The organism is Comamonas terrae (genome assembly GCF_001544075.1).
In the GTDB taxonomy this organism is placed as follows: Bacteria; Pseudomonadota; Gammaproteobacteria; order Burkholderiales; family Burkholderiaceae_C; genus Comamonas; species Comamonas terrae.
On sequence record NZ_BCNT01000010.1, the window covers coordinates 124,995 to 150,937 of the forward strand.

The window sequence follows — 25,943 nt, forward strand, 5'->3', positions numbered from 1 at the left end:
CTCCCTGTGTGTTGCCTTACATGCGGAACACGCCGAAACGCGTGTCCTCGATCGGTGCATTGCGTGATGCGGACAGGCCCAGCGCCAGCACGCGGCGCGTGTCGGCCGGGTCGATGACGCCATCGTCCCACAGCCGGGCCGTGGCGTAATAGGGATGGCCCTGGTCCTCGTACTGCTGGCGGATCGGCGCCTTGAAGGCCTCCTCTTCCGCCGCCGACCACTGGCCGCCCCGGGCCTCGATGCCGTCGCGCTTGACGGTGGCCAGCACGCTGGCCGCCTGCTCGCCGCCCATCACGGAGATGCGCGCGTTGGGCCACATCCAGAGGAAACGCGGCGAGTACGCACGGCCGCACATGCCGTAGTTGCCGGCACCGAAGCTGCCGCCGATGATGATGGTGAACTTCGGAACGCTCGCGGTGGCCACGGCCGTGACCAGCTTGGCGCCATGGCGGGCGATGCCTTCGTTCTCGTATTTGCGTCCCACCATGAAGCCCGTGATGTTCTGCAGGAACACCAGCGGCACCTTGCGCTGGCAGCACAGCTCGATGAAGTGCGCGCCCTTGACGGCCGATTCGGAAAACAGGATGCCGTTGTTGGCGATGATGCCGACCTGCATGCCCTCGATGCGCGCAAAGCCGCAGACCAGGGTGCTGCCGAAGCGGGCCTTGAATTCGTCGAAGCGGCTGCCGTCCACGATGCGCGCGATGATTTCGCGCACGTCGAAGGGCTTGCGCGTGTCCACGGGAATCACGCCATACAGCTCGCGGCTATCGAAAAGAGGATCTTGCGGCGCAGCATCGGCCTCGTTCCTCGCCTTGCTGCGGTTCAGGTTGGCCACCGATTGGCGGGCCAGCGCGATCGCATGCAGATCGTTCTCGGCCAGGTGGTCGGCCACGCCCGACAGGCGCGTGTGCACGTCGCCGCCGCCCAGATCCTCGGCGCTCACCACCTCGCCCGTGGCGGCCTTGACCAGCGGCGGGCCGCCCAGGAAGATGGTGCCCTGGTTCCTGACGATGATGGACTCGTCGCTCATGGCCGGCACATAGGCGCCGCCGGCCGTGCACGAGCCCATGACCACGGCGATCTGGGCAATGCCCTGGGCGCTCATGTTGGCCTGGTTGTAGAAGATGCGGCCGAAGTGCTCGCGGTCCGGGAAGACCTCGTCCTGGTTGGGCAGGTTGGCGCCGCCGGAGTCCACGAGGTAGATGCACGGCAGGCGGTTCTGCGCGGCGATCTCCTGGGCGCGCAGATGCTTTTTCACCGTCATCGGGTAATAGGTGCCGCCCTTCACCGTGGCATCGTTGCACACGATCATGCAGTCCACGCCGCTGACCCGGCCGATGCCCGCGATCACGCCGGCGCCCGGGGCGTCGTTGCCGTACATGTTGTAGGCGGCCAGCGGCGACAGCTCCAGGAAGGGCGTGCCCGGGTCAAGCAGGCGCTGCACGCGCTCGCGCGGCAGCAGCTTGCCGCGCGCCACATGCTTGGCGCGCGCCGATTCGCTGCCGCCCAGCGCCATCTCGTCGCAGCGCGCGCGCAGGTCGTCGACCAGCGCCTGCATGGCCGCGGCGTTGGCCAGGAAGTCCGCCGAACGCGGATTCAGTTGTGTCTCCAGAATGCTCATTGCTTGCCTCTAAAAAATGAATACCCCCTGAGCCGCTTCGCGTCTTCCCCCAAGGGGGACGACGGCCTTTGCTGCGGGGCGGCCCTTCCTCGGTGTCTCTCGCTTGCAGCAAGCCGGCTTTTGGGGGTTAGTAGCTGATAACTGATATGGGGACTTGGTTTTTGGCGCCGTCTGACATGGTGCGGCAACGGCTGTTGAAGACAATGCCGCATGCACGCTGTTGAAACCGTCCTGCTTGTCCTGCTGCTGGGAGCGCTGACAGGCATTGTGGCCCGCTATGTACGCGCCATTCCCCTGCCCCTGATACAGATCGCGCTGGGCGCGCTGATCGCCTGGCCCCAGGCCGGATTGCATATCGCCTTCGACCCCGAGCTGTTCCTGCTGCTGTTCATCCCGCCGCTGCTGTTCGCCGACGGCTGGCGCATACCCAAGCGTGAATTCTTTGCCCTGGCCAAGCCCATTTTGCTGCTGGCCCTGGGCCTGGTGCTGTTCACGGTGCTGGGCCTGGGCTATCTGATCCACTGGATGATTCCCGAGATCCCGCTGACCGTGGCCTTTGCGCTGGCGGCCGTGGTCTCGCCCACCGATGCCGTGGCCGTCTCGGCCATCACGCGCAACCTGGGCATGCCCGAGAAGACCATGCACATCCTCGAGGGCGAATCGCTGCTCAACGACGCATCGGGCCTGGTGGCGCTCAAGTTCGGCATTGCCGCCACGCTGACCGGCCTGTTCTCCTGGACCGAAGTGGCCAAGGAATTCACCTGGATGGCCGTGGGCGGCCTGGGTATCGGCGCGCTGATCGGCTGGGGCTTCAGCTACGCGCGCGGCACGATCACCCGCCGCCTGGGCGATGTGGCTGCCACGCAGATGGTGCTGCTGCTGGTGCTGCTGCCGTTTGCCGCCTATATCGTGGGCGAGAAGATCGGCGTCTCGGGCATTCTGTCGGCCGTGGCCGCGGGCATCGCCACCAATTTCGGCGACCTGGAGCGCAGCAGCTACATCAGCGAACGGCTGCAGACGGCCGGTACCTGGAGCATGGTGGAAGCCGCCTTCAACGGCGCCATCTTCCTGCTGCTGGGACTGCAGCTGCCGTCCATCATCGGCGTGCCGCTGCACCAGGCCGGCCACGACTGGTGGATTCTGGTTGGCTACGTGGCCGCCATCTCCTTCGGCCTGCTGCTGCTGCGCTGGATCTGGCTGACGCTCGGCGTGCATGGCAGCCTGATGCGCGCCCACCACCAGGGCAAGATGGCCGAACGCCCTTCGCCGCTGCTGAACCTGGCCACCACCATGGCCGGCATCCGCGGCGCGGTCACGCTGGCCGGTGCGCTGTCCGTTCCCATGGTGCTCAACAACGGCCAGCCGTTTCCGGCACGCGACATGCTGGTTTTCCTGGCGACGGGCACCATTCTGTTCACGCTGATCCTGGGCTCGGTCAGCCTGCCCATCATCCTGCGCCACCTGCCGCCCACCGAGGAGTCGCCCACGCTGCGCGAGGAGCGCCTGGCCCGCGAACAGGCCTGCATGGCCGCCATGTCCCGGCTCACGCTCACCGAGGAGGAGCTGCAGCACCGCGACCCCGAGTGGATTGCCATGCGCCAGGAGGTCAACGGCCACCTGACCCAGGAGTACCGCAACCGCATCCAGATGCTGGACGACGGCAGCGGCACGGTATCGAGCATCGAGGCCCAGCGCGAAACGGCCGAGGTGGTGCGCCAGCGCAAGCTGCGCTATGTGCTGGAGATCGAGACCCGGCTGGAGTGCATCCATGCCGAGCGGGACTTCTACTACCAGGAGCGGCAGGCCCACCGCATCAACGACGAATCGCTGCGCAGCCTGGTCAGCGAGCTGGACATGCAGGAAATCGCCATGCGCAAGCGCCTGGCCGTGGCGCTGCGCGCCGCCGGGCTGCCGGGCAAGGACAGCGGCGGCCACCACTAGGCCGGCCGAATCCAGGACCAAGACGCCGAGCAAGAGCCGCCCTTCGACATGGGCCGCCCCAGCCAAGGCGTCGTCCCCTTGTTTCATTGTTCCAGGGCCCGCCGCGCAGCGGCACAGAGGGGAGTCCATTTTTTCAGGCGGTTTTCGCCACGCGCAGATCAAGCAGCTCGATCATTTCGTCGCGGATCTTGAACTTCTGGATCTTGCCCGTCACCGTCATGGGGAAGGCCTGCACGAAGCGGATGTAGCGCGGCACCTTGTAGTGGGCGATCTGGCCCTTGCAGAAGTCGCGCACCTCGTCCTCGCTCAGGTTCTGGCCGGGCTTGGCGATGATCCAGGCGCACAGCTCCTCGCCGTAGCGCACGTCGGGCACGCCCACCACCTGCACGTCCTGTACCTTGGGATGGCGGTAGAGGAATTCCTCGATCTCGCGCGGATAGATGTTCTCGCCGCCGCGGATCACCATGTCCTTGATGCGGCCCACGATGTTCACATAGCCCTCGGCGTCCATGGTCGCCAGGTCGCCCGTGTGCATCCAGTGCTCGGCGTCGATGGCTTCGCGGGTCTTGGCCTCGTCGTCCCAGTAGCCGTGCATGACCGAATAGCCGCGCGTGCACAGCTCGCCCGAAACGCCGGGCGCCACGGTCTCGCCCGTGGCCGGGTCGACGATCTTCACCTCCAGGTGCGGCTGCACCCGGCCCACGGTGGAGACGCGCCGCTCCAGGGGCGTGTCGGCCTCGCTCTGGCAGCTCACGGGGCTGGTCTCGGTCATGCCGTAGGCAATGGTGATCTCGGACAGGTGCATGTCGCGCACCACACGCTTCATCACTTCGATGGGGCAGGGCGAGCCGGCCATGATGCCGGTGCGCAGCGTGGACAGGTCGAACTCGGCAAAGCGCGGATGGTCGAGTTCGGCAATGAACATGGTGGGCACGCCATGCAGGCCCGTGCATTTCTCGGCCTGCACGGTCTCCAGCACCGTGACCGGGTCGAAGCCGTCGTTCGGATAGACGATGGCCGAGCCGTGCGTGAAACAGGCCAGGTTGCCCAGCACCATGCCGAAGCAGTGGTACAGCGGCACGGGAATGCACAGCCGGTCCGCGGGCGTGAGGCGCATGCACTCGCCGATGAAGAAGCCGTTGTTGAGGATGTTGCGGTGGGTCAGCGTCGCGCCCTTGGGAAAGCCCGTGGTGCCGCTGGTGAACTGGATGTTGATGGGATCGGTGTTGCGCAGCGTGGCAGCAATGGCATCGATGCGCGCATCCGCTGGAGTACCCTGCGCCATCAGCTGCGAAAAGCGGAGCATCCCCGGCTGTTCCTCGCCCTGGTCCTGGATCGCATCGATCCACACCACGTTGCGCAGCGCCGGCAGGCGCGCGGCCTGCAAGCGGCCCGGCGCGCACTGGGCCAGCTCGGGCGCCAGCTCGCGCAGCATGCCCAGATAGTCGCTGGTCTTGAAGCGGGGCATGGTCACCAGCGCCTTGCAGCCCACCTTGTTGAGCGCGTATTCGACCTCGGAGGTGCGGTAGGCCGGGTTGATGTTGACCAGGATCAGGCCCACCTGGGCCGTGGCCAGCTGCATCAGAACCCACTCGGCATTGTTGTGCGACCAGATGCCCACGCGGTCGCCTTTTTCCAGGCCCAGGCCCAGCAGTGCGCTGGCCAGCTGGCGGGCAGCCGCATGCAGCTGCGCATAGGTGTAGCGCAGGCCCTGGTGGCGGCTGACCAGGGCATCGCGCCCGGGCTGGCGCGCTGCCATGTCGGCAAAGAAGTCGCCTATGGTCTGCTCGATCAGCGGCACATCGGTGCGCCCCCGGGAGTAGCTCAAGGTGAGCAAATCTGTCTGCGATGGCATGGCTTGTCTCCTGTGTCTTCGGGCGCGCGCCGGCATGCGCGGCACCCCCACTATCTTTGATCCGGTCCAGCATAAGGGCTAGCCCTGTCCAGATGGCGTCACATAGGTTGCAATAATTGCCACATGTCCACACCCTCACTGGTCAAAACGCCGCTGCCCCATGTTGCCAGCGCCATGGGCTCCTCCCATCCTGCATTGACGCCCATGGCATTTGTCCAGGCCATTGTGCAGGCCTATGCGCAGCGCGGCATGAACGTCGAAGCTGCGCTGCAGAAGGCACAAATTCCGCCAGATCTGATCTATGACGCGGCCCAGCGCATCACGGCCCTGCAGATGGAGGCCCTGTCGGATGCGGCCATGCGCGAACTCGACGACGAATCCCTGGGCTGGTTCGAGCGGCGCCTGCCCTGGGGCAGCTACGGCATGCTGGCGCGCGCCAGCATCAGCTCGCCCCATCTGGGGCTGGCGCTGGAGCGCTGGTGCCGCCACCACGGCCTGCTTACGGCCAGTATCCGCCTGACGCTGAGCGAGCACGACGGCGTGGCCACGCTGGCCTTGCAGGATGCGGGCATACCGGACGGCATGCGCGAGTTCTGCCTGGTCTCGGTGCTGCGCAACGCCCATGGCTTTGCCAGCTGGCTCATCAACGACCCCATCGCCATCCGCCAGGCCTGCTTTCCCTATGCGCGGCCCGCGCATGCCGATGTGTACGAGGTGCTGTTCCCGCCCGGGGAGATCTGCTTCGATGCCGACACCGCCTGCCTGCGGTTCGATGCCCGGCAGCTGCAGGCGCCGCTGACCCGCGACGAGGCCGCGCTGCAGCGCATGCTGCAGCGGGCCCTGCCACTGCAGGTGCGCCCCTACCGGCGCGAGCGCACGCTGGTGCAGCGCGTGCGCCAACTGCTGGCGGCCGGCACCGAGGGCCAGCAGACGGCCGAGACGCTGTCGCGCCAGCTGCATCTGTCTCAGCGCAGCCTGCACCGCCAGCTCAAGGAGGAAGGCGCCTCGCTGCAGGCGCTCAAGGACGAGATCCGCCGCGAGCGCGCGATTGCGCTGCTGCTGCGCACCAGCCGGCCCATCAAGCGCATCGCCCAGGCCTGCGGCTTTCTCAACGACAAGAGCTTCATCCGGGCCTTCCGGCTCTGGACCGGGCTCTCGCCCTCGGAATTCCGCAAGTCGGCGCGCCAGCCGGCGCAGCAGCCCTAGGGCGCATCCAGCGCTTGGCACGATCCGCACCCAGGCTGTCACCTCCGGGCCGGCCCGGCTGCATAGACTGGAAACATGCATCATCTGTATCACTGCGTCAGCGCCCGCTCGTTCCGCGCGCTCTGGATGCTGGAAGAGCTTGGCCTGGCGTACGAGCTGCACATGCTGCCGTTTCCGCCCCGGGCCCTGCAGCGCAGCTATCTGGAGATCAACCCGCTGGGCACGGTGCCGCTGCTCGTCCATGGCAGCTCGCGCCTGACCGAATCCGCCGCCATCTGCGAATATCTGGCCGCCCTGCACCCGCAGGCCCGGCTCGGCGTCGATGTTTCGGAACCGGACTTTGCGGCCTATCTGAACTGGCTGCACATGAGCGATGCCACGCTGACCTTTCCGCAGACGCTGGTGCTGCGTTATGCGCATTTCGAGCCACCCGAGCGGCGCCACGCCGACGTGGCCCAGGACTATGCCCGCTGGTTCCTGGCCCGGCTGCGTTCGGTGGAAGCGGCGCTGCAGCAACCCCAGGCCTGCGCCGATCCCGGCCACCTGTGCGCGGGCCGCTTCACTGCGGCCGACATCGCCGTGGGCTATGCGCTGATGCTGGCCGACTTCCTGGGCCTGGCCGCCCAATGGGGCCCGGGCACGCAAGGCTACTGGAAGCAGCTGCAGGTCAGGCCGGCATTCCGGCGCGCCTTGCAGGCCGAGCAGGCAGCCGCCAGGCGACAAGGCGTGGACAGCCGGCCATCGCCCCTGCTGCGGCCGTTTGGTTAGACTGGGCCGAACTTTCCTGCACCGACATGTCCCAGCACACCTCCTGGCAAGCCATTGCACCGGACCTGTGGAGCCTGAACTACGGGTTCCGCAACGCCGGCCTGCAGGTCAGCACGCGCATGACCGTGGCACGGCTGCGCGACGGCAGCCTGTTCGCCCATTCGGCCGTACCGCTCGCGCCCGCGCAAAAGCAGTTCCTCGACGGCCTGGGTCCGCTGCGGTCGATCGTGGCGCCCAGCACCATGCACCATCTGTTTGCAGCGGACCTGGCAGCGCTGTACCCCGAGGCCCGGCTCTACGGTCCGGCCGGTCTGAAGCGCAAGCGGCCCGATCTCCGGAATCTGCAGGTGCTGGAATCCGACGATGCCGCCCTGCCCTGGGGCGGCGAACTCGGCCATCTGCGGTTCGACGGCATCCCGCTGCTGCAGGAAAGCCTGTGGTTCCACCATGCTTCAGGCACGCTGATCGCCACCGACATCCTGCAATGCTGGAAGGGCCCGCTGAGCCTGGGCGTGCGCCTGTACCTGGGGCTGACCGGCGGCCATGAACGGCTGACGGTGCCGCGCACCGTGCGCCTGCTGGTCAGGGACCCATCCGCAGCCAAACGCTGCGCGCTGGCCGCGCTGCAGTGGCCCATAGCACGCATCGTGCTGCTGCACAACAGCGTGCTCGAGGACAGGGCCTTTGAGCGCGTGGCCGAGGCCTTTTCGATCTGGACTGCCGATTAAGCCGCTGTGCGCTGCACCACTTCAAACATGGCGGGCAGTTCCCCCATGTGGCCGAACACGCAGCTGGCCCCGGCCTCCAGCAGCTGCTCCGCGGAGGCATGGCCCTGGTCCGCAGGGAAATAGCCCCAGACCGTGGCGCCGGCCGCCACGCCGGCCTGCACGCCGGTCACCGTATCCTCGACCACCAGGCAGCGCCCGGGCGCCACGCCCAATGCCTGGGCCGCAGCCAGATAAACGTCCGGGAAGGGCTTGCTGCGCGGCAATTCGTGCCCGCTGAAGACGCGGCTGTCGAAATACGGCGCCATGCCGACCTTGGCCAGCTGCATTTCCACCTTCGCCCGGTCCGCCCCCGAGGCGCAGGCAATGCGGCCGCTGCACAGCGCATGGATTTGCCGGACGGCCTCCAGCGCACCGGCGATAGCGACCAGCTCGGCGCGCAGCGCCGCGTTGCGCCTCTCGTAGAACTCGGCCATCCAGGCATCGGTCAAAGGCTTGCCGGTATGGGCCTCGATGACAGCAGCCTGGCTGCGCACGGTCTTGCCGATGAAGTCGCGCGTGCAATCGCCCTGGCTGATGGCCCAGCCGGCTTCGTTGAGCATGGTGCACAGCACGCGGTTGGTGATGGATTCGCTGTCTACCAGCACGCCATCACAGTCGAAAAGCACAGCGTCAAAAGCAGTCATGAAAGCTCTACCCGCATCGGCCCGGGGCGATGCAGAAAGGCGCCCAGCGGCGCCTTTGGTCACAAGAAAGGAAGAGCCGGATTATGCGCTTCGGCCGCTTTTCAGGCTCAGGGGAAGGACACTCCGGCCAGCGGATGGAGCAGCGAGCCACCGTTCTTGACCGAGACGGTGCTCATTTTCATATCGCTCGTCATGGTCTGGGACAGCCAGAAAAAGCCGTTGGCGGCATTGCCGTTCATGCTCTTGAGGATGTCGTCCAGGCTGTCGCCGGTGGAGGCGGCTTCCACCAGATACTCGATGGTGCCGTTCTGGGCGGAGCTTTTCTCGTAAACGTCCGCATACTCCTGCTGGGCAGGGTTGGCGGACTGGCCGAAGACTTCGGTGCCGCGGAAGAACAGGCCCTGCGCCCCCTTGGCGGCCAGCTGGCTCTGCAAAGCGGCCCTGTCGGCCGGCCCCATCGGATGGCTCTGGTTTTCCAGCGTGTACTGGTAGGTGACGCTGTCGTTGCGCTTGACGTAGAGGCTGAAGATGAGGGCCGTGCCGATGCTGTATTGCCCCAGATAGCGCAGGCCCCGGGCGCCCTGGCGGTTGATCTCGTCGGCCATGGCCTGCGGCGTCTGGGGTATCGTGGTGGAGGCCTCGTAGCTGAACTGGTCGCTGCGGCTGGTGTCCTTCACATAGACGTTGCGGATGTCCGAGACATTGCCGAACACCGAGCCCGACTTGAACATGTAGCCGTTGCCGCCCTGCTGGTTGAGCTGCGCCAGGAATTCGGTGAGGTTGCCGGGCTGGGGCTGCAGCAGATAGGCGAACTTGTGGCCAGAATGGGCGGTGTCGCTGACATAGAAGTCGCCGATCACCCCGGGGGACGTCGCGGTCATCTGCGTGGCCAGCGCGCTCACGAGCACAAAGCCCTGGGCCCCCATGGTGTTGGCGTCGCTCAGCATCTGGTCGTGGCCGGTGGCTGCGGTCCTCAGGCTGTAGGAGCCGGTCACGGGGCCGGAGGAACCGCCGCCCGTTTCGCCACCGCCAGGGCCTGTGCCGTTCCCGCCGGAGCCGCCTTCGGAGCCGCCGCCCGAACCGCCGCCGGCAGATCCGCCATCGCCGCCGCCACCTCCGCAGGCTGCCAGGCTGGCAAGCATCAGCAGCGCTGCGCTCCTACGGGTCAGTTGGGTGGATGTCATTTATGCTCTCCTCATGCGTATTTCAGAATGCAAGGCCGGACACGGGGCTCCGGTTGCGGTGCTGCCATTGTCGGAAGCCGGCCACGCCTGCGTTACCCCACCTGAGGGGGGTATTTGTTACCGCTTACAGAGGGCCGCATCGGCGCGGTCTTTCCGATAGCGCGCAAGACATGCTCGAGACGCTTTCTCCAACGGCCTTTGCCGAGGCGCCCCGGCAGGCCTATGCGCTGGTGATCGACGACCACCCGCTCGTCGCCCAGGGCGCCAGGCACATGCTGCTGCAGCTGCCCGATTTCACGCGTGTGCTGGTGGCCGAAAACGGCAGCCAGGCGCTGGCGCTGATGGCCAGCGAAGGGCCGCCGCTGCTGACGGTGGTCGACTTCTGGCTCGAGGAAGGCGGCTCCACCCCCTTCATCAGGGACATGCTGAGCCTGGCACCGGCCACCCGCATCCTGATGACCAGCGGGGACAGGCATCCGGCGATTGCCAGCAAGGCCCGCGCGGCCGGTGCCCACGGCTTTGTGGCCAAGGCCCGGCCCGCGGAGGATTTCCTGGCCGCCGCACAGACCCTGCTGGCCGGCGGCCAGTGGTTCGAGGCCGCTCCGCCGCCCTTGCAGCCGCTGCCCGACGGCATCCGGCCCTTGCACATGACGGCCCGGGAGCTGGGCATGACCGCCCGCCAGGCCCAGGTGCTGGCCCTGGTGCTGCGCGGCAAGCCCAACCGGGCCATCGCACAGGTCTTGAGCCTGTCGGAACACACGGTCAAGGAGCATGTGACCGCCGTGCTCCAGCGGGTAGGCGCCGCCAACCGCGTGGAGCTGTTCACCAAGCTGCGCGGCGTGGTACTGGACGGCGATCAGGCCCTGGGCTGAGCCAGGCAGTGCGCCAGCACTGCATGCAGCTCCTGCGGCTGCAGGGGCTTGGGCAACACCAGATAGCCTTGTTCCTGCGCCTGCTCCAGCGCGGCCAGATCACCGCTCATGAGCGCGCCGCTGGCCTGCGGCAGGTGCTGCAGCAATTGCTGCAGCACATCGAAGCCCTGTTCGCCGTTTTCGAGTTGCTGGTCGCACAGCACGAAATCCGGTCTCCAGCCGTCGGCCAGCACCGCGGCCGCCTGCCGGGCGGTCCGCACCCAGCTCACCTCCACGCCCCAGGCCTGGAGGATGCGCTCCATGGCCTGACCGACCAGTGCCTCGTCGTCCAGCACCAGGCAGCGCCCCTGCAGCTGCGGCAGCAGCCTGTTCGGCGGACCGGCAGCGAGGGATGCGGCCACTTCGGCGTCCCTCGTTTCTGGCTGCGCCGGCCAGTGCAGCCAGAAGCAGGAACCATGCCCGAGCCGCGACCGCACGCCATAGTCCACCCCCATGTGCCGGGCGGCCAGCGCCACCACGGACAGGCCCAGCCCGCGTCCGCGCAAGCTGGGCGGCTGCGCATCGGCCATCTCCCGGGCCTGGCTGTGCTGCGTACGGTAATGGCGCGCAAAGATGCGGGCCTGGTCCTCGGGCGCAATGCCGGCGCCGGTATCCCAGACCTGCAGCAGCCAGCGCCCCTGCCGGCGGCGGCAGCCCAGCAGCACGCCGCCGCTGGCCGTATAGCGCAGGGCGTTCTGCAGCAGGTTGAACACCATCTGCCGCAGCAATGCCGGGTCCGCATGCAGCACGGCGGCATGCCGCCGCGGCATGAAGATGGACAGCTTCAGCCCGCGCTGGGAGGCATCATGGGCGAACACGCGGCGCGCCTCTTCGAACACCCCGGCCACCGCCACGGCCTGGGGATGCTGCACCAGCGCATGGCCTTCGAGCCGCGACAGGTCCAGCAGGTCGTTGAACATGGTGCCCAGGTCGCGCGCGCAGTCCTGCACCTCATCGAGCAGGGAGGCCACCTCGGCATCGCGGTTGCGCTGGCGCGTGGCCTCCAGCATCAGGCCCAGGGCATGCAGCGGCTGGCGCAGATCGTGGCTGGCGGCCGAGAGAAACCAGTTCTTTTCCGCCAGGGCATGCTCGGCCTCGATCCTGGCCGCCTGGTAGCTGTCGGCCAGGGCCTGCCGCTCGCGCTCATGGGCCAGCTGCTGGCGCACGAAATGCCGTGCGCCCCAGGCATGGCGGGCAATCGTCGCGCCGAACAGCAGCAGCAACGGCAGCAGATAGCGGGCCTTGCTGGGAAAATACCAGGGTGCGGCCAGCAGCATGGGCGCGTAGATGCCGGCAAAAAAGCACCAGAACACCACGGGCACCGGAGCCAGGAAGGTGGTGCCCGACGCCAGCACGCCGACCAGCGCCAGATAGACGAACAAGCGCAGCTCGCCGTTGCCCGAAGACCAGGTAAACGCAATGGCCGCCGACCACATCAGGCCGTTGGCCAATCCGGTCAGCGCAAGCTGGCGCTCCCAGCGCATCAGCGTGGGCGCATCGACTTCCTGCGTGCCGGCCTCGAATTCGCGCCACTGCCTGTGCAGCCGCATGCGCAGGCTCATCAGCCCCAGGGCCATGCAGGCCATCATGCCCCACCAGGTCAGCAGCGAGATCGCCAGCGCCGGCGCATTGCGCGAAGCCATCCACAGAATGGCCAGCGGGATCAGCAGCGCTGCGGCTTCCGACGAACCGCGCGAAGTCAGCGATTGCAGCAGGCGCAGCCTTGCCCTCAGGTCCACGGCCTGCAGGCCGGGCGCATCCGCCACGCCCGCCGGGTCGCGCTCAGAACTGGTCGCCATCCACGTAGTACCAGCGCCCGTTCTCGCGCACGAACCGGCTGCGCTCATGCAGGCGCACCTCCCGGCCGGCCAGCCGGTAGCGGGCGACGAACTCCACTTCGGCCGTGTCGTCGCCCGTGGGCTCGAAGGCCTTGACCTCCAGGCCCAGCCATCTGGCCGCCGGCTCGAAGTCCAGCGCCGGCGGCCGCTGGCTGGCATGCCAGGTGGCCAGCAGATAGGCAGCGTTCTCGCGCACGAAGGCCGTGTAGCGCGAACGCATGAGCGCCTGCGCATCGGGCGCCGGCCGCTCTTCCCAATGGTCGATGTAGCGGCCGCAGCAGTGGTCGTAGCGCAGCGGCCGGCGCCGGGCATCGAGCCGCCCGCAGGGGCAGGCGGCCATGGTATCGGTAGGGCTCATCAGATGGATTGTCCGTTGCCGGTGGCCTGCCGTGCACAGGATGCAGGGGCAGCACAACCGGAGGTGGGTTCGGCAATCATTCTCCTTTATTCATAGCTGCCTGCGCAGTACCATCCTGCGCTGCAGGCTATTTTTGCTTGCATGCTGCCCTGATGCCGGCTACCGCTTCCTGCAGGAATGCAGGCTGCGCGGCACAGTGCCGGGTTCCGTTCAGGAGAGTCTTCATGTTCGATATGTCCGTGCCCTGGTGGGAGCTGGTGCTGCGCTCCATCGTGGTCTACCTGTTTCTGCTGGTCTTCCTGCGGCTGACCGGCCGGCGCCAGACGGGCCAGTACGCGCCGTTCGATCTGGTGCTGCTGCTGATCCTGTCCAACGCCGTGCAGAACTCCATGAACGCCGGGGACAACTCGCTCGTCGGCGGCCTGATCAGCGCCGGCACGCTGATCTTCTGCCATGTGGCGATTGCGCGGCTCACCTATTACTACCCCTGGCTGCGCCATCTGGTCGACGGCAGGCCCAAGGTCCTGATCCACCAGGGCCAGGTGCACCAGGATCTGCTGGCGGACGAGAAGATCACCAGCGACGACCTGTCCGCCATACTGCGCGCCAACGGCTGCCTCCACACCCATGACGTGGAGCGCGCCACCATCGAGACCAATGGCCAGATCACCGTGGTGCTGCGCAAGCGCAACCAGGACCAGGACGGCGTATGAGCGAGGCGCCGCGCACAGCCCGGTGCGCGGCGGACGGACTAGTGCAGGCCGGCCAGAAAGGCCTCGATCGCGGCATTCACCGGACCGGGATGCGTGAGGTTGGAGGCATGGCCGGCGCCGGGCACGCCCACCCATTGCGCATGGGGTAGCGCCTTGAACATGGCGCGTGCGCGCTCGGGGACGATGGCGATGTCCTGGTCGCCATGGATCACCAGGGCCGGTACCTTGATTTCCGCCAGCCGCGGGCTGATGTCGTCGCGCAGCGCCAGCGTGGCGAAGCTCTGGCCCAGGTTGACTGGCGTGGCCTGCTTCCACTTGGCGCGCCACCGCGCGGCGCCGGGCCAGCCGTGGCCCAGGATGGTGTGCTCCACGGTAGCCGCCATGTCGTCCGACAGGCCATGCTCCATCCAGGCGCGCAGCAGGGCCTCGTGGTGCGGCATCTGCTCGGGGTCCTCCAGCATGGCCTGGGTGTCGATCAGCACCAGCGCTCCGACCACCTCGGGATGGATCAGCGCGCAGCGCAATGACAGATAGCCGCCTTGCGACATGCCGACCAGCACCGCCTTGTCCACGCCCAGGTATCTGAGCAGGGCCGCGAGGTCGTCGGCCGAGTCGTAGTACGAGAACGGCGCGCAGTGCTCGGGGTCCGCCGTCTTGCCATGGCCGCGCTCATCCCAGGAAATGCAGCGGAAGCGGTCCTGCAAGGCCTGCACCTGGGGCTCGAACATGGTGTGGTCCATGAGCAGGCCGTGCGAGAACACGAGGACCGGGCCGCGCCCGCCCGTGTCTTCGTAGTAGAGGTTCTGGCCATTGACCGGGGCAAAAGGCATAGAGGGGCTCCTTCGCAAAGTGATGGCAGAACATGCGCAGACCGCGCAAGTTCCTGGTTGCAACCTGCCGGGATCGCCGTCCCGTTCACCCCATCCTAGGCAGTGCGCGTGACAGCGGCAACCGGCAAGCCCCCTAGGACGCCACAGTCTGTGCGCCCGTTTGCTTGACAGCCCGGGGTTTTGCCCTCAGGCGAGAGCCCTCTGGATGATGATCTTCTGCACGTCGCTGGTGCCTTCGTAGATCTGGCACACGCGCACGTCGCGGTAGATGCGCTCGACGGGAAAGTCGCTGACCACGCCGTAGCCGCCCAGCGTCTGGATGGCCATGCTGCACACGCGCTCGGCCATCTCGCTGGCGAACAGCTTGGCCATGGCGGCCTCCTTGAGGCAGGGCAGGCCTGCGTCGCGCAGGCTGGCCGCATGCCAGATCAGCTGGCGTGCGGCCTCGATCTGCGTGGCGCAGTCGGCCAGCCGAAAGCCCACGGCCTGGTGGTTGAAGATGGGCTGGCCGAAGCTCTCGCGCTCCTTGCTGTACTGCAGCGCGCATTCGAAGGCGGCACGCGCCATGCCCACGCTTTGCGCGGCGATGCCGATGCGCCCGCCCTCCAGCGCCGACAGCGCGATCTTGTAGCCCTCGCCTTCGGCGCCGATCCGGTTGGCGGCCGGGATGCGGCAGTTGTCGAAATGGATCTGCGCCGTGTCCGAGCTGTGCTGGCCCAGCTTGTCCTCGAGCCGGGCCACGTGGTAGCCAGGTTGGGAAGTGGGCACCAGAAAGGCGCTCATGCCCTTCTTGCCCGCGGCCTTGTCGGTGACGGCGATGACGATGGCCACGTCGCCGTTCTTGCCGCTGGTGATGAACTGCTTGACACCGTTGATCACATAGCTGTCGCCCTCGCGCACGGCCGTGGTGCGCAGCGCGCTGGCGTCCGAGCCCACATGGGGCTCGGTCAGGCAGAAAGCGCCCAGCATCTGGCCGCGCGCCAGCGGTGCCAGCCACTGCTGCTGTTGCTGCAGGCTGCCGTAGCGCATCAGAATGGCGTTGACCGGGCAGTTGGTCACGCTGATCACGGTGCTGGTGCCGCCATCGCCGGCCGCGATCTCTTCCAGCACCAGGGCCAGGCTCAGGTAGTCGAGCCCGGCGCCGCCCAGCTCCTCGGGCACGCAAATGCCATAGCAGCCCAGGGTCGCCAGTCCCTGGTGCACGTTCTTCGGGAAGTGATGTTCCTTGTCCCAGCGCGCGGCATGGGGCGTGATCTCGGCGGCCACGAACTCGCGCACCGCGTCGCGGATCATCTGCTGGTCCTGCGTCAAAAGCATGTCTGTCTCCTCTTGTTCCGGTAGGGGTCGGTGCACAGGCCGGCCCATGTTTTTCCTGTCGCCGTTGCTATCCGGCGGCTGCCAGCCGCAGCCGGTGCCCGTCGTGGCGCAGCAGGCAGCCGCCGTCGTCCGGCGTGACGCCGGCCAGCGCCTGCATCAGGCCCTGCACGCTGTCCTGCAGCGACAGCGGCGCGGCCGGTCCGCCCATCTCGGTCTGCACCCAGCCCGGATCCAGCGCCAGCAGCGTGACGCCGGGCCACTGGGCACCGGCCGAGGCCACGGCCATGTTGAGCGCGGCCTTGCTCACGCGGTACAGCCAGGCATCGGGCGCGGCCTCGGACAGCAGCGACATGGAGCTGGAAAAGGCCGCGATCACGCCTTCGGCCTCCTGCACCATGGGCGCAATCTGCGGCAGCGCCTGCATGAAGCCCAGCACATTGCTGTGCATGACCTGGTCGAACTGCTGCTGCGTGGGCGGCACGCCGGCGCCATGGCCGTCCCAGACGCCGGCCACGTACAGGGCGAGGTCGATGCTGGCGCCATCGAGCTGCCAGGCCAAGCCGCTGACACTGGCGGGATCGGCCAGGTCGACCTGCAGCACTTCGGCGCCCAGCGCCTGGAGGGCCGCCATGTCCTCGGCGCGGCGCACGGTGGCGATCACGCGATGGCCCTGCTCCACATAAGCCGTGGCCAGAGCCCGGCCCAGGCCGCGCGAGGCACCCAGTATCAATATCAAACCCATAGCTTGCTGCGCCTGTCCTTCAATGGTTTCAAGATGGTTTTCCCTTCAATTTCCGTGCGTACCGGCGTCAGCAGCTATCATTTTCTTAGCCTTGCTCCGCGGCGATCAGGGCGCTGTAGCGGGCCACCATCAGCTCCTGGGGCTCGGGCGGCGTGGCAATGCCCATCTGCGACTGGATCATCTGGTTGAGCGTGGGCATGACATTGCGCGGCACCCGGGCGTCGGCCTCCCAGAACCGGGAACGCATCAGGGCCTTGGCGCAATGCAGATAGGCTTCCTGCACCTGTACTTCCACGACCAGCCTGGGCCGGAAATGCTCGGTCGCGAACAGTGCCGTGTAATGCGCCTCGTCGCGCAGCTGCGCCCTGCCGTTGACGCGCAGCGTCTCGTCGAAGCCCGGAATGAAGAACAGCAGGCCGATGCGCGGATCGCGCAGCAGATTGCTCAGGCTGTCGAGCCGGTTGTTGCCGCCGGCGTCGGGAATCAGCAGCGTGTTCGCGTCGGGCGCCTTGACGAAGCCCGGCTTGCCGCCGCGCGGCGAGGCATCGAGCAGCGCATCCTCGGCCCCGCCCGTGGCCATGACCACCAGCGGCGACAGCGCGATGAAGCGCAGGCAGTAGCGGTCCAGCTCCAGCTGCTGCTTGAGCAGCGCGCGCTCGGCGGGCGCGGCATACAGCTGGCGCAGCTGTTCTTCGGAAGTGATCATGCGGCCTCCTTGGCGTGGCGGTTGCGGTGGATCGCGCTGTACAGGCCCAGGTATTCATGCCAGGCCGGATCGAATACCACCCGCAGCTCGGCCTCCAGGCCCGGCGCATGCCGGGCGGCGATGCGCTCGGCCCGCTGCACGGCGTCGGCCGGATCCGCCACATAGAAGGCCGCCACGCGCGACTGCATGCGCTCCATGCGCGAGAACGCCAGGATGCCGCCCTGCTGGCTCAACAGCTGTGCCTCCAGCGCATCCTGCGCATCGCGTGCGCTGTCAAGCTCCTGCTGGCTGGAGACCGGAAAGGTCCAGGTCAGGAAATGCGACAGGTCGGCCCGCGTGGCCAGGGCATTGGCGCCGTCGTGAAACGACAGCAGATCGGGCGGCTCGTCGTCGCCCGCATCCCGGGCACGGACTTCGAGCGAGATCCAGCGGTCCTCGTCCTCCTGCGGATAGGCATAGCTGCGCCCCAGCACTTCGCGCTGGAAGGCGTCGAAGACGGGCGGGAACGCCGACAGCGGCTGTGCACCGCCCCTGGCATCCGCGGATGCGTCCACGAAATCGACAGGCCCCACGCGCACGGAAAAGTCCCATTCGCCCAGCACATGGTCGAGCATGATGAAGGCCATGTGCCGCGCATGCTCGGCCATGTCCTGGGGGATGGGCTTGGCGAACGCCAGCTCCAGCCCGACGATGCCGCCCGCATCGTAGTGCGCGACCAGTACCTCGGCGCACGACAGCTCGAAGCCCTGCATGTGCATGGCGAAGTCGCTGCCTTGGGGCCCCGGGGCCATGCGGCTGCGGAATGCCTGCACCGCATAGGGCGGACAGCGCGGCGCCTCGCGCACCAGCGCCTGCACGTTCTCGAACTGCTCGATGTTGCCGTGCGCCGTGACGACCAGCCGCGCGCCGGCCTCTGCAGGCCGGCCTTCGAGCTCCAGCGCCAGGCCGGGCGCATGGCGCTGCAGCAGCTCGTTGGCGCGCTCCACGAACTCCTGGCCGTCCAGCGCTTCCAGCGCGCTCAGCCCGGCGGAAAAATCTCTCCAGAAAGCGGCGATCTGCCCGGCCCCCAGCCTTGCCGCGGCGGGCGGCTGATCGTCGTGGTGAGTATCTTCATGCATGCGGTAGACCCCGTGAAGAAGCCGCGGGCCCCCGAGGGGCTGCGGCCGATGGCACATGGGCCGACTGTAAATGAAGCCTCGCCATGCGCCTTGCGTCAGACCAGCTCGACCGCCATGGCCGTGCCCTCGCCGCCACCGATGCACAGCGTGGCCAGGCCTTTTTTCTTGCCGCGGGCCTGCAGCGCATGGATCAGCGTGACCAGAATGCGCGCACCGCTGGCGCCGATAGGGTGGCCCAACGCGCAGGCGCCGCCGTTGACGTTGACCTTGTCATGCGGCACGTTCAGCTCCTTCATCAGCGCCATGGGCACGACGGCAAAGGCTTCGTTGACTTCCCAGAGATCCACGTCCTCCACCTTCCAGCCGGCCTTCTTGAGCGCCTTCTGGGTGGCGCCCACGGGCGCGGTGGTGAACCATTCGGGCTCCTGGGCATGGGTGGCATGGGCCACGATGCGCGCCAGCGGCCTGCAGCCGAGTTCCCTGGCCGTGGATTCGCGCATCAGCACCATGGCCGCGGCGCCGTCGTTGATGCTGGAGCTGGAGGCGGCAGTGATGGTGCCGTCCTTCTTGAAGGCGGGGCGCAGGCTGGAGATCTTGTCGAGCCTGGCCTTGAGCGGGCCTTCGTCCTCGGCAATGGTCACATCGCCCTTGCGCGTGGACACGGTGACGGGCGTGATCTCGGCCTTGAAGGCGCCCGAGCGCGTGGCCTCCTGTGCGCGCTGCACGCTGGCGATGGCGAATGCATCCTGCGCCTCGCGCGTGAATTCGTACTTGGCGGCGCAGTCCTCGCCGAAGGTTCCCATGGAGCGGCCGGGCTCGTAGGCGTCCTCCAGGCCGTCGAGCATCATGTGGTCGAAGATCCGGTCATGGCCCATGCGGTAGCCGCCGCGGCCCTTCTTGAGCAGATAGGGTGCATTGGTCATGCTTTCCATGCCGCCGGCCACCATCACGTCGCGGCTGCCGGCCACGAGCTGGTCGTGGGCCAGGATGGTGGCCTCCATGCCGGCGCCGCACATCTTGGACAGGGTCACGGCGCCCGTGCTGCGCGGCAGCCCGCCCTTGAAGCCTGCCTGGCGTGCGGGCGCCTGGCCCTGGCCGGCCATCAGGCAGTTGCCGAACAGCACCTCGTCCACTTTCTCGGGCGCAATCCCGGCACGCTCCACGGCCGCCTTGATGGCTGCGCCGCCCAGGTCATGGGCGGCCAGATCGGCGAAATCGCCCTGGAACGCCCCCATGGGCGTGCGGGCGGCGCTGACGATGACGATGGGGTCTTGCATGGTGAGTCTCCTTGTTCAATGGAATGGGAAAGAGGAAGGGGCCACCGCCGGCAGGGCTTCTCAGGCACCGGCCTGCGCCGCGGCAGGAGCCGGCGGAGCGGACGGCGGCGCCTGCGCAGCATCGGCGCCGGCTGCGTGGGCCCGGACATCGAAGCCGTCATCGCCGCCGGCGAGAAAGCAGCTTTTGTCGTAAGGGAACACGTCTGCCATCTGCCCGGCACGGATGCGCTGCTGGTGGGCCTGCCAGAACGCGGGGTCGAGCAGATCGGCATGGTGGCGCAGGAATATCTCTCGCACGGCCGGATGGCCGAGCAGAAAGGGGCCGAAGGTCTCGGGGAACACATCCCGGGGGCCGACCGAATACCAGACTTCGCCCGACATCTCGTCCTCCTCGCAGCGCGGCGGCGGCACGGCGCGGAAGTTGCAGTCCGTCAGGTATTCGATTTCGTCGTAGTCATAGAACACCACCTTGCCGCCGCGCGTGACGCCGAAGTTCTTCCACAGCATGTCGCCCGGAAAGATGTTGGTGGCCACCAGGTCCTTGATGGCATTGCCGTACTCGATCACGGCCTTTTCCATCGCGGCCCGGCGTGCGGGATTGGCGGGTGCCTCGGCCAGGCATTCCTGCAGGAACAGGTTGAGCGGCACCAGGCGCCGTTCGATGTAGAGGTGGCTGATGATGACCTCCTCCTGCCCGTCTCCGTCCCGATCGCTGATCTCGATCTGGCTGGGCGCCTGGGCCTGCAGCTCCGCCAGCAGCTCGTCGCTGAAGCGGCTGCGCGGAAAGGCCACCAGGCTGTACTCCATGGTGTCGGCCATGCGTCCGCCGCGGTCATGGTGCATGACCATGCGGTATTTGCTCTTGACCTGGGCGCGCGTGGTTTCCTTGGTGCTGGCGATACGGTCCTTCACCAGCTTGAACACGTAGGGGAAGCTGGGCAGGTCGAACACCAGCATGACCAGGCCCTTGATGCCGGGCGCGATGCGCAGCTGGTCGCTGGAATGGCGCAGGTGGTTGAGGAAGTCGCGGTAGAACAGCGTCTTGCCCTGCTTGCCCAGGCCCAGCGCGTTGTAGATCTCGGCGCGCGGCTTGCGCGGCATCAGGGCATGCAGAAAATGCACGTAGGCACTGGGCACGTCCATGCACACCAGGAAGTAGGAGCGCGCGAAGCTGAAGAGGCCGTGCAGCTCGTCCTCGCCGAACAGCGCGGCGTGCAGCACGAGCCGGCCGTTGCCGTCATGCAGTATGGGAATGGCCAGCGGCAGCTCCGAATAGCCGCTGATGATCCGGCCCACCAGGTAGGCGCCCTTGTTGCGGAAGAACAGGTTGGACAGCACCTGGATCTGGAAATTGGCGCGCAGCATCACGCCCTGGAGACGCGCCCGCATGCGTGCGGCCAGGCGCTGCACATCGCGCTCCAGATCGTCGAAAGGGCATTGCAGGGCCAGTTGCTGCACGATGGTCGTCAGCGTCTGCGGCAGCTTGTCCAGGGTCTGCGGGTAGAAGGCCCGGTAAGTGGGCTCCACGTCGGGCGCGCTGTTTTCCAGGTATTCGGTGCTGACCGCCGCGCGCACGAAGATGAAGTCGTTCTGGAAATGCGTGCGGTGCAGGATGCGGGTCGTGACCGAATTGAAGAAGGTCTCGGCCAGCTCGGGCTGCAGATGGTCCACCATCAGGCCGATGTAGTGCAGCTTGACCTGCTGCCACACGGCCATGGGCTGGCGGCTGGCCTCGAACTCGGCTTCCAGTCGCGCAATGCATTCCTGCACGCGCCGGCCGTAGAACTCCATGCGCTCGAACTGGGCCGCCTGCTGCCCCTGCCAGTCCTGCGCCTCGAAGCGCTGCTTGGCACGCGCCGATTCGGCATTGAACAGGCGGTAGTGCTGGTTGAAGCCCTGCATCAGGGCCTGCGCCATGGCATAGGCCTGCGGGGCATCCAGTCGCGGCGGGAACATGGAAGGTGGCCTTCGTGGACTTAGGGCATGGCGCAGCGGAAAGCGGTGTCAGCCGCGTTCGCGCTTGGCGACCTTTTCCACGGCCTGCTGGTACACGTCCTGCAGCCCGCCCACGCCGGGCACGCTCATTTCGAGGTTGGTGATGTGGCCGTTCTTGAGGCTGTAGCACCAGCTGTGCAGAGTGACCTTCTGGCCGCGCGCCCAGGCGTCCTGCATCACGGTGCTCTGGGCCACGTTCACCACCTGCTCGATGGCGTTGAGTTCGCACAGCGCATCGTGGCGCCATTGCGGAGACAGGCCTTCCAGCAGCTTCAGGTGCTTGTCGCGCACATCGCGCACGTGGCGCGTCCAGTTGTCCACCAGGCCCAGGCGCAGATTGGTCAGCGCCGCATACACGCCGCCGCAGCCATAGTGACCCACCACCATCAGATGCTCGATCTTGAGCTGGTCGACCGCATACTGGATGGTGGACAGGCAGTTGAGGTCGCTGGGCACCACCACGTTGGCGATATTGCGGTGCACGAAGACCTCGCCCGGCTCCAGTCCGGTGATCTGGTTGGCCGGCACGCGGCTGTCGGAGCAGCCTATCCACATGTACCTGGGGTTCTGCTGCGCCATCAGCCCGGTGAAAAAGCCCGGACGATCACGCTCCATCTGGTCCGCCCACTCGCGGTTGTGAACAAACAGATCGTCGATCGAGGTCGTTGTCATTTAGCAATCCTTGGTGTTGTTGGATAAGGATGGCGCCAGCCGCCAACACCTGCCGAATTTCAGCAGGTTTCGGCGAACAGTTCGCGGCCGATCAGCATGCGGCGAATTTCGCTGGTTCCGGCGCCAATCTCGTAGAGTTTCGCATCCCTCCACAGCCGGCCGAGCGGATATTCGTTGATATACCCATTGCCGCCATAGATTTGCACGCCCTCGCCGGCCATCCAGGTGGCCTTTTCCGCACACCAGAGAATGACGCTGGCGCAATCCTTGCGCACCTGGCGCACATGCTCGGTTCCCAGCAGATCGAGGTTTTTGGCGACCGTATAGGCGAAGGAGCGGCCCGCCTGCAGCACGGTGTACATGTCGGCGACCTTGCCCTGGATGAGCTGGAACTCGCCGATGCTCTGGCCGAACTGCTTGCGGTCGTGGATATAGGGCACGACATTGTCCATCACGGACTGCATGATGCCCAGGGGCCCGCCGGTGAGCACGGCGCGCTCGTAGTCCAGGCCGCTCATCAGCACCTTGGCGCCCATGTTGACGCCGCCCAGCACGTTCTCGGCCGGCACCTCGACGTTCTGGAACACCAGTTCGCCCGTGTGGCTGCCGCGCATGCCCAGCTTGTCGAGCTTCTGCGCGATGGAGAAGCCCTTCATGCCCTTCTCGATCAGGAAGGCCGTCACGCCGCGCGCGCCCAGTTCGGGCTCGGTCTTGGCGTAGACCACCAGGGTGTCGGCATCCGGGCCGTTGGTGATCCACATCTTGGAGCCGTTGAGCAGGTAGTAGCCGCCCTTGTCCTCGGCCTTGAGCTTCATGCTGATCACATCGGAGCCCGCCCCGGGCTCGCTCATGGCCAGTGCGCCCACGTGCTCGCCGCTGATCAGCTTGGGCAGGTATCTGGCCTTTTGCGCCTCGTTGCCGTTGCGGTTGATCTGGTTCACGCACAGATTGCTGTGCGCGCCGTAGGACAGGCCGACCGAGGCGCTGGCACGCGAAATCTCCTCCATCGCCACCATGTGGGCCAGATAGCCCATGTTGGCGCCGCCGTATTGCTCGGGCACGGTGATGCCCAGCACGCCCAGATCGCCGAACTTGCGCCACAGGTCCATGGGGAACTGGTCGCTGCGGTCGATCTCCGCCGCACGCGGTGCAATCTCGCTCTGCGCGAATTCACGCACCGCATCGCGCAGGGCATCGATGTCTTCACCCAGTTGGAAATTCAGTCCGGGCAGATTGGCAAGGCTCATGGTTGTCTCCTGTTGATGTCGTCGAATCTGGAATGGAAGGGCCGCTCAGTCGCTCAGGCCTTCGCGGTCTTGCACGCACATCAGCGTGCAACCCATGGTGGCCACCAGTTTTTCCTGGCCCCGGTCCATGGCATAGGCCCGGCCTTCCGCCACGGTGATCGTGCGTCCCGGCTTGATCACCCGCCCTTCCATGCGAAAACGCTGGCCCTTTGCCGGAGCCAGCAGATTGATCTTGAACTCTATGGTCAGCACGGCCGCATGGGCAGGCATCAGCGTCAACCCCGCGTAGCCGCAGGCGGAATCCAGCGCCGTGGACACCATGCCGGCATGCAGAAAGCCATGCTGCTGCGTCAGGCCCTCTGCCCAGTCCAGGCAGATGTCCACGGCGCCTGGCGCCACGTGCGTGAGCTCGGCTCCCAGCGTCCGCATGGCGCCCTGCTGGCCAAAGCTCTGGCGCACGCGGCTTTCGTAGTCCACCGGATTACCCGACGCTGTCATGCATGTCTCCGCAAATTCTGGAATGGCTGCCGTCCGCACAGGCAAGGCTCCGAAAGAAAAGCCTCAGGTGCTGGCACTCCGCGCATCATATTGACGTTTACGTAAACGTCAATTATGCGGCACTTTTCTTGTCAACCTTCTTCAGAAGCTGACGCGCTTCTTTTTCCTGCTCCCGCACTTCCTCCAGCGTGGCTTGCAGGTCCGCCATCTGGTCCTCGAGCTGCTTGCGGTGCACGGCCAGGACATCGAGGAATTTCTTCAGCTGCACGCCGGTATCGCGCGGGCTGTCATAGAGATCGATGATCTCCTTGGCTTCGGTCAGGGACAGGCCCAGCCGCTTGGCGCGCAGCGTCAGGCGCAGCCGTGCGCGGTCACGCGGCGAGTACACGCGGTTGCGCCCCGCTGCGCCCGAGCGCTCCGGCTGCAGCAGGCCCATATCCTCGTAGAAGCGGATGGCGCGGGTGGTGAGATCAAACTCCTTGGCCAGGTCGCTGATGGTGTAGCTGTTCGACATAGATCGGTGTGCGGTTGAAACTTGCACCGCAGGCCTGCATCACCTACGTGACGGCAGAACGGCAGGCGCTGCCTACAATGGCTGGAGAAAACTAACGTTTACGTTAACGTAAATGCTAATCGATAAGCCGCGGCCATGACCCAACAGCAAGAAACCACGCTTCACTATCCTCTGGACAGCACGCTGCCAGGTCCTGCCGAAACCATCGAGGTGGTGCCAGGCGTCAAATGGCTTCGCATGGCCTTGCCGTTTGCGCTCGACCACATCAACCTCTGGCTGCTGCGAGACCGGCAGGAAGACGGGCACGGCCAGCTGCGCGAGGGCTGGACGGTGGTGGACTGCTGCGTCAACCGGGCCGAAGCCCGGGAGCAATGGGAACAGGTATTTGCCAATGGGCTCGAGGGCCTACCCATCCTGCGCGTGATCGTCACGCACATGCATCCCGACCACATCGGACTGGCCGGGTGGCTGTGCCGCCGCTGGCAGGCGCCGCTGTGGATCAGCGCCACGGACTACAACGTGGCCCGGGTCGCCATGGCGGACAAGGATAGCTTTGGCGGGGAATCCGGCGCGGACTTCTATCAGCTGCACGGACAGCGCGACGAAACCTTTCTCGGCCACGTACGCGGCCGGGGCAATTACTACTCGTCGCTGGTCAGTCCTCTGCCCACGGCCTACCACCGCCTCATCGACGGCCTTTCGCTCGACATCGGCGGCCGCAGCTGGCAATGCATCGCGGGCTACGGCCATGCACCGGAACATATGGCGCTGCATTGCCCGGAGCTCAATCTTCTGATCAGCGGCGACATGGTGCTGCCTCGCATTTCCGCCAACGTCAGCGTCCATGCCACGGAGCCGGAAGCCAATCCTCTGCAGCTATTCATGGACTCGCTGCAGCGCTATCTCGCCCTGCCGGCGGACACCTATGTCCTGCCCTCGCATGGCAAGCCATTCACCGGCCTGCATCAGCGCATACGGCAGTTGCTGGAGCACCACCAGGAGCGCCTGGCCGACATCATGCAGGCAGCCCGGTCGCAAGCACTTTGCGCGGCCGATACCCTGCCCATCCTCTTCAAACGCCAGCTCGACGTGCACCAGATGACTTTTGCCATGGGGGAGGCACTGGCCCATCTGCACTATCTGTGGTTTGGCAAGCAGCTGCAACGCAGAATGGATGCTCAAGGCGTGCTGCGCTTTTCCCTGTCCAGTTCCTGATCG

At 66.6% G+C, this 25,943-nt stretch carries 24 protein-coding genes; 7 read left to right on the top strand and 17 right to left on the bottom strand.

Going from position 1 to position 25,943, the window contains the following annotated elements; genetic code table 11:
* Positions 1–16: 16 nt before the first annotated feature.
* The gene (locus tag Cte04_RS15110) at positions 17–1,624 is read right to left on the bottom strand and encodes a carboxyl transferase domain-containing protein (RefSeq protein ID WP_066479763.1); all 1,608 of its coding nucleotides are present in this window, start codon (positions 1,622–1,624) and stop codon (positions 17–19) included.
* Between the two features lie 210 nt (positions 1,625–1,834).
* Between Cte04_RS15110 and Cte04_RS15115 the strand changes: the two genes are divergently transcribed.
* On the top strand, positions 1,835–3,565 hold the full coding sequence (locus Cte04_RS15115) for a Na+/H+ antiporter (RefSeq protein WP_066479765.1): 1,731 nt from the start codon (positions 1,835–1,837) through the stop codon (positions 3,563–3,565).
* 133 nt (positions 3,566–3,698) lie between these two features.
* On the opposite strand, the gene Cte04_RS15120 is transcribed toward Cte04_RS15115, so the two are convergent.
* A complete protein-coding gene (locus Cte04_RS15120) occupies positions 3,699–5,420 on the bottom strand; it encodes an AMP-binding protein (protein ID WP_066479767.1) in 1,722 nt (573 codons plus the stop codon).
* A 123-nt stretch (positions 5,421–5,543) separates the two neighbouring features.
* On the opposite strand from Cte04_RS15120, the gene Cte04_RS15125 reads away from it, so the two are divergent.
* From Cte04_RS15125 to Cte04_RS15135, 3 genes are all read left to right on the top strand, one after another.
* On the top strand, positions 5,544–6,626 hold the full coding sequence (locus Cte04_RS15125) for an AraC family transcriptional regulator (protein WP_066479769.1): 1,083 nt from the start codon (positions 5,544–5,546) through the stop codon (positions 6,624–6,626).
* A 75-nt stretch (positions 6,627–6,701) separates the two neighbouring features.
* On the top strand, positions 6,702–7,394 hold the full coding sequence (locus tag Cte04_RS15130) for a glutathione S-transferase family protein (RefSeq protein ID WP_066479773.1): 693 nt from the start codon (positions 6,702–6,704) through the stop codon (positions 7,392–7,394).
* Between the two features lie 26 nt (positions 7,395–7,420).
* Positions 7,421–8,122, top strand: coding sequence for a DUF4336 domain-containing protein (locus tag Cte04_RS15135; protein ID WP_066479779.1), 702 nt, complete (start codon positions 7,421–7,423; stop codon positions 8,120–8,122).
* Here Cte04_RS15135 and Cte04_RS15140 read toward each other — a convergent pair.
* The gene (locus tag Cte04_RS15140) at positions 8,119–8,805 is read right to left on the bottom strand and encodes an HAD family hydrolase (protein ID WP_066479780.1); all 687 of its coding nucleotides are present in this window, start codon (positions 8,803–8,805) and stop codon (positions 8,119–8,121) included. The two genes, Cte04_RS15135 and Cte04_RS15140, sit on opposite strands and share 4 nt — an antisense overlap.
* Before the next feature lie 107 nt (positions 8,806–8,912).
* Entirely contained in the window at positions 8,913–9,989 is a 1,077-nt protein-coding gene (locus Cte04_RS15145) for a hypothetical protein (protein WP_066479782.1), read from the bottom strand.
* Positions 9,990–10,159: 170 nt separating this feature from the next.
* On the opposite strand from Cte04_RS15145, the gene Cte04_RS15150 reads away from it, so the two are divergent.
* Positions 10,160–10,861 (top strand): LuxR C-terminal-related transcriptional regulator, encoded by a 702-nt coding sequence (locus tag Cte04_RS15150; protein WP_066479794.1) that lies wholly within the window; start codon positions 10,160–10,162, stop codon positions 10,859–10,861.
* Here Cte04_RS15150 and Cte04_RS15155 read toward each other — a convergent pair.
* Positions 10,846–12,699, bottom strand: coding sequence for an ATP-binding protein (locus tag Cte04_RS15155; protein WP_066479796.1), 1,854 nt, complete (start codon positions 12,697–12,699; stop codon positions 10,846–10,848). The genes Cte04_RS15150 and Cte04_RS15155 overlap by 16 nt on opposite strands.
* Complete coding sequence (locus Cte04_RS15160; RefSeq protein ID WP_066479798.1) at positions 12,683–13,096, bottom strand: YchJ family protein; 414 nt, start codon at positions 13,094–13,096, stop codon at positions 12,683–12,685. Before Cte04_RS15160 ends, Cte04_RS15155 begins: the two co-directional genes overlap by 17 nt.
* 224 nt (positions 13,097–13,320) lie before the next feature.
* On the opposite strand from Cte04_RS15160, the gene Cte04_RS15165 reads away from it, so the two are divergent.
* Positions 13,321–13,809, top strand: a complete 489-nt coding sequence (locus Cte04_RS15165; RefSeq protein ID WP_066479805.1) for a DUF421 domain-containing protein — start codon at positions 13,321–13,323, stop codon at positions 13,807–13,809.
* A 38-nt stretch (positions 13,810–13,847) separates the two neighbouring features.
* Here Cte04_RS15165 and Cte04_RS15170 read toward each other — a convergent pair whose 3' ends face one another.
* The 11 genes from Cte04_RS15170 to Cte04_RS15220 all read right to left on the bottom strand — a co-directional run bounded on the left by Cte04_RS15170 (position 13,848) and on the right by Cte04_RS15220 (position 24,725).
* Positions 13,848–14,639: an alpha/beta fold hydrolase gene (locus tag Cte04_RS15170; RefSeq protein ID WP_066479806.1), complete on the bottom strand. Its 792-nt coding sequence runs from the start codon at positions 14,637–14,639 to the stop codon at positions 13,848–13,850.
* A gap of 186 nt (positions 14,640–14,825) precedes the next feature.
* Entirely contained in the window at positions 14,826–15,956 is a 1,131-nt protein-coding gene (locus tag Cte04_RS15175; RefSeq protein WP_066479809.1) for an acyl-CoA dehydrogenase family protein, read from the bottom strand.
* Between the two features lie 67 nt (positions 15,957–16,023).
* A complete protein-coding gene (locus tag Cte04_RS15180) occupies positions 16,024–16,698 on the bottom strand; it encodes an SDR family oxidoreductase (protein WP_066479811.1) in 675 nt (224 codons plus the stop codon).
* Between the two features lie 85 nt (positions 16,699–16,783).
* A complete protein-coding gene (locus tag Cte04_RS15185; RefSeq protein WP_066479815.1) occupies positions 16,784–17,404 on the bottom strand; it encodes an MSMEG_1061 family FMN-dependent PPOX-type flavoprotein in 621 nt (206 codons plus the stop codon).
* Entirely contained in the window at positions 17,401–18,522 is a 1,122-nt protein-coding gene (locus tag Cte04_RS15190; RefSeq protein ID WP_066479824.1) for a hypothetical protein, read from the bottom strand. Before Cte04_RS15190 ends, Cte04_RS15185 begins: the two co-directional genes overlap by 4 nt.
* Positions 18,523–18,617: 95 nt before the next feature.
* Positions 18,618–19,799, bottom strand: a complete 1,182-nt coding sequence (locus Cte04_RS15195) for an acetyl-CoA C-acyltransferase (RefSeq protein ID WP_066479826.1) — start codon at positions 19,797–19,799, stop codon at positions 18,618–18,620.
* Between the two features lie 60 nt (positions 19,800–19,859).
* Positions 19,860–21,755 carry a bifunctional isocitrate dehydrogenase kinase/phosphatase gene (gene aceK / locus Cte04_RS15200; protein ID WP_083526690.1) on the bottom strand — a complete coding sequence of 632 codons (1,896 nt, stop codon included), beginning with the start codon at positions 21,753–21,755 and terminating at the stop codon, positions 19,860–19,862.
* Between the two features lie 48 nt (positions 21,756–21,803).
* Positions 21,804–22,466, bottom strand: coding sequence for a carbonate dehydratase (can, locus tag Cte04_RS15205; RefSeq protein WP_066479828.1), 663 nt, complete (start codon positions 22,464–22,466; stop codon positions 21,804–21,806).
* A 59-nt stretch (positions 22,467–22,525) separates the two neighbouring features.
* On the bottom strand, positions 22,526–23,713 hold the full coding sequence (locus Cte04_RS15210) for an isovaleryl-CoA dehydrogenase (RefSeq protein WP_066479830.1): 1,188 nt from the start codon (positions 23,711–23,713) through the stop codon (positions 22,526–22,528).
* A gap of 45 nt (positions 23,714–23,758) precedes the next feature.
* Positions 23,759–24,211 carry a PaaI family thioesterase gene (locus Cte04_RS15215; RefSeq protein ID WP_066479832.1) on the bottom strand — a complete coding sequence of 151 codons (453 nt, stop codon included), beginning with the start codon at positions 24,209–24,211 and terminating at the stop codon, positions 23,759–23,761.
* Positions 24,212–24,323: 112 nt separating this feature from the next.
* Positions 24,324–24,725: a MerR family transcriptional regulator gene (locus Cte04_RS15220; protein ID WP_066479839.1), complete on the bottom strand. Its 402-nt coding sequence runs from the start codon at positions 24,723–24,725 to the stop codon at positions 24,324–24,326.
* 135 nt (positions 24,726–24,860) lie between these two features.
* Here Cte04_RS15220 and Cte04_RS15225 point away from each other — a divergent pair, with 135 nt between their 5' ends.
* On the top strand, positions 24,861–25,940 hold the full coding sequence (locus Cte04_RS15225; protein WP_066479846.1) for an MBL fold metallo-hydrolase: 1,080 nt from the start codon (positions 24,861–24,863) through the stop codon (positions 25,938–25,940).
* Positions 25,941–25,943: the final 3 nt, after the last annotated feature.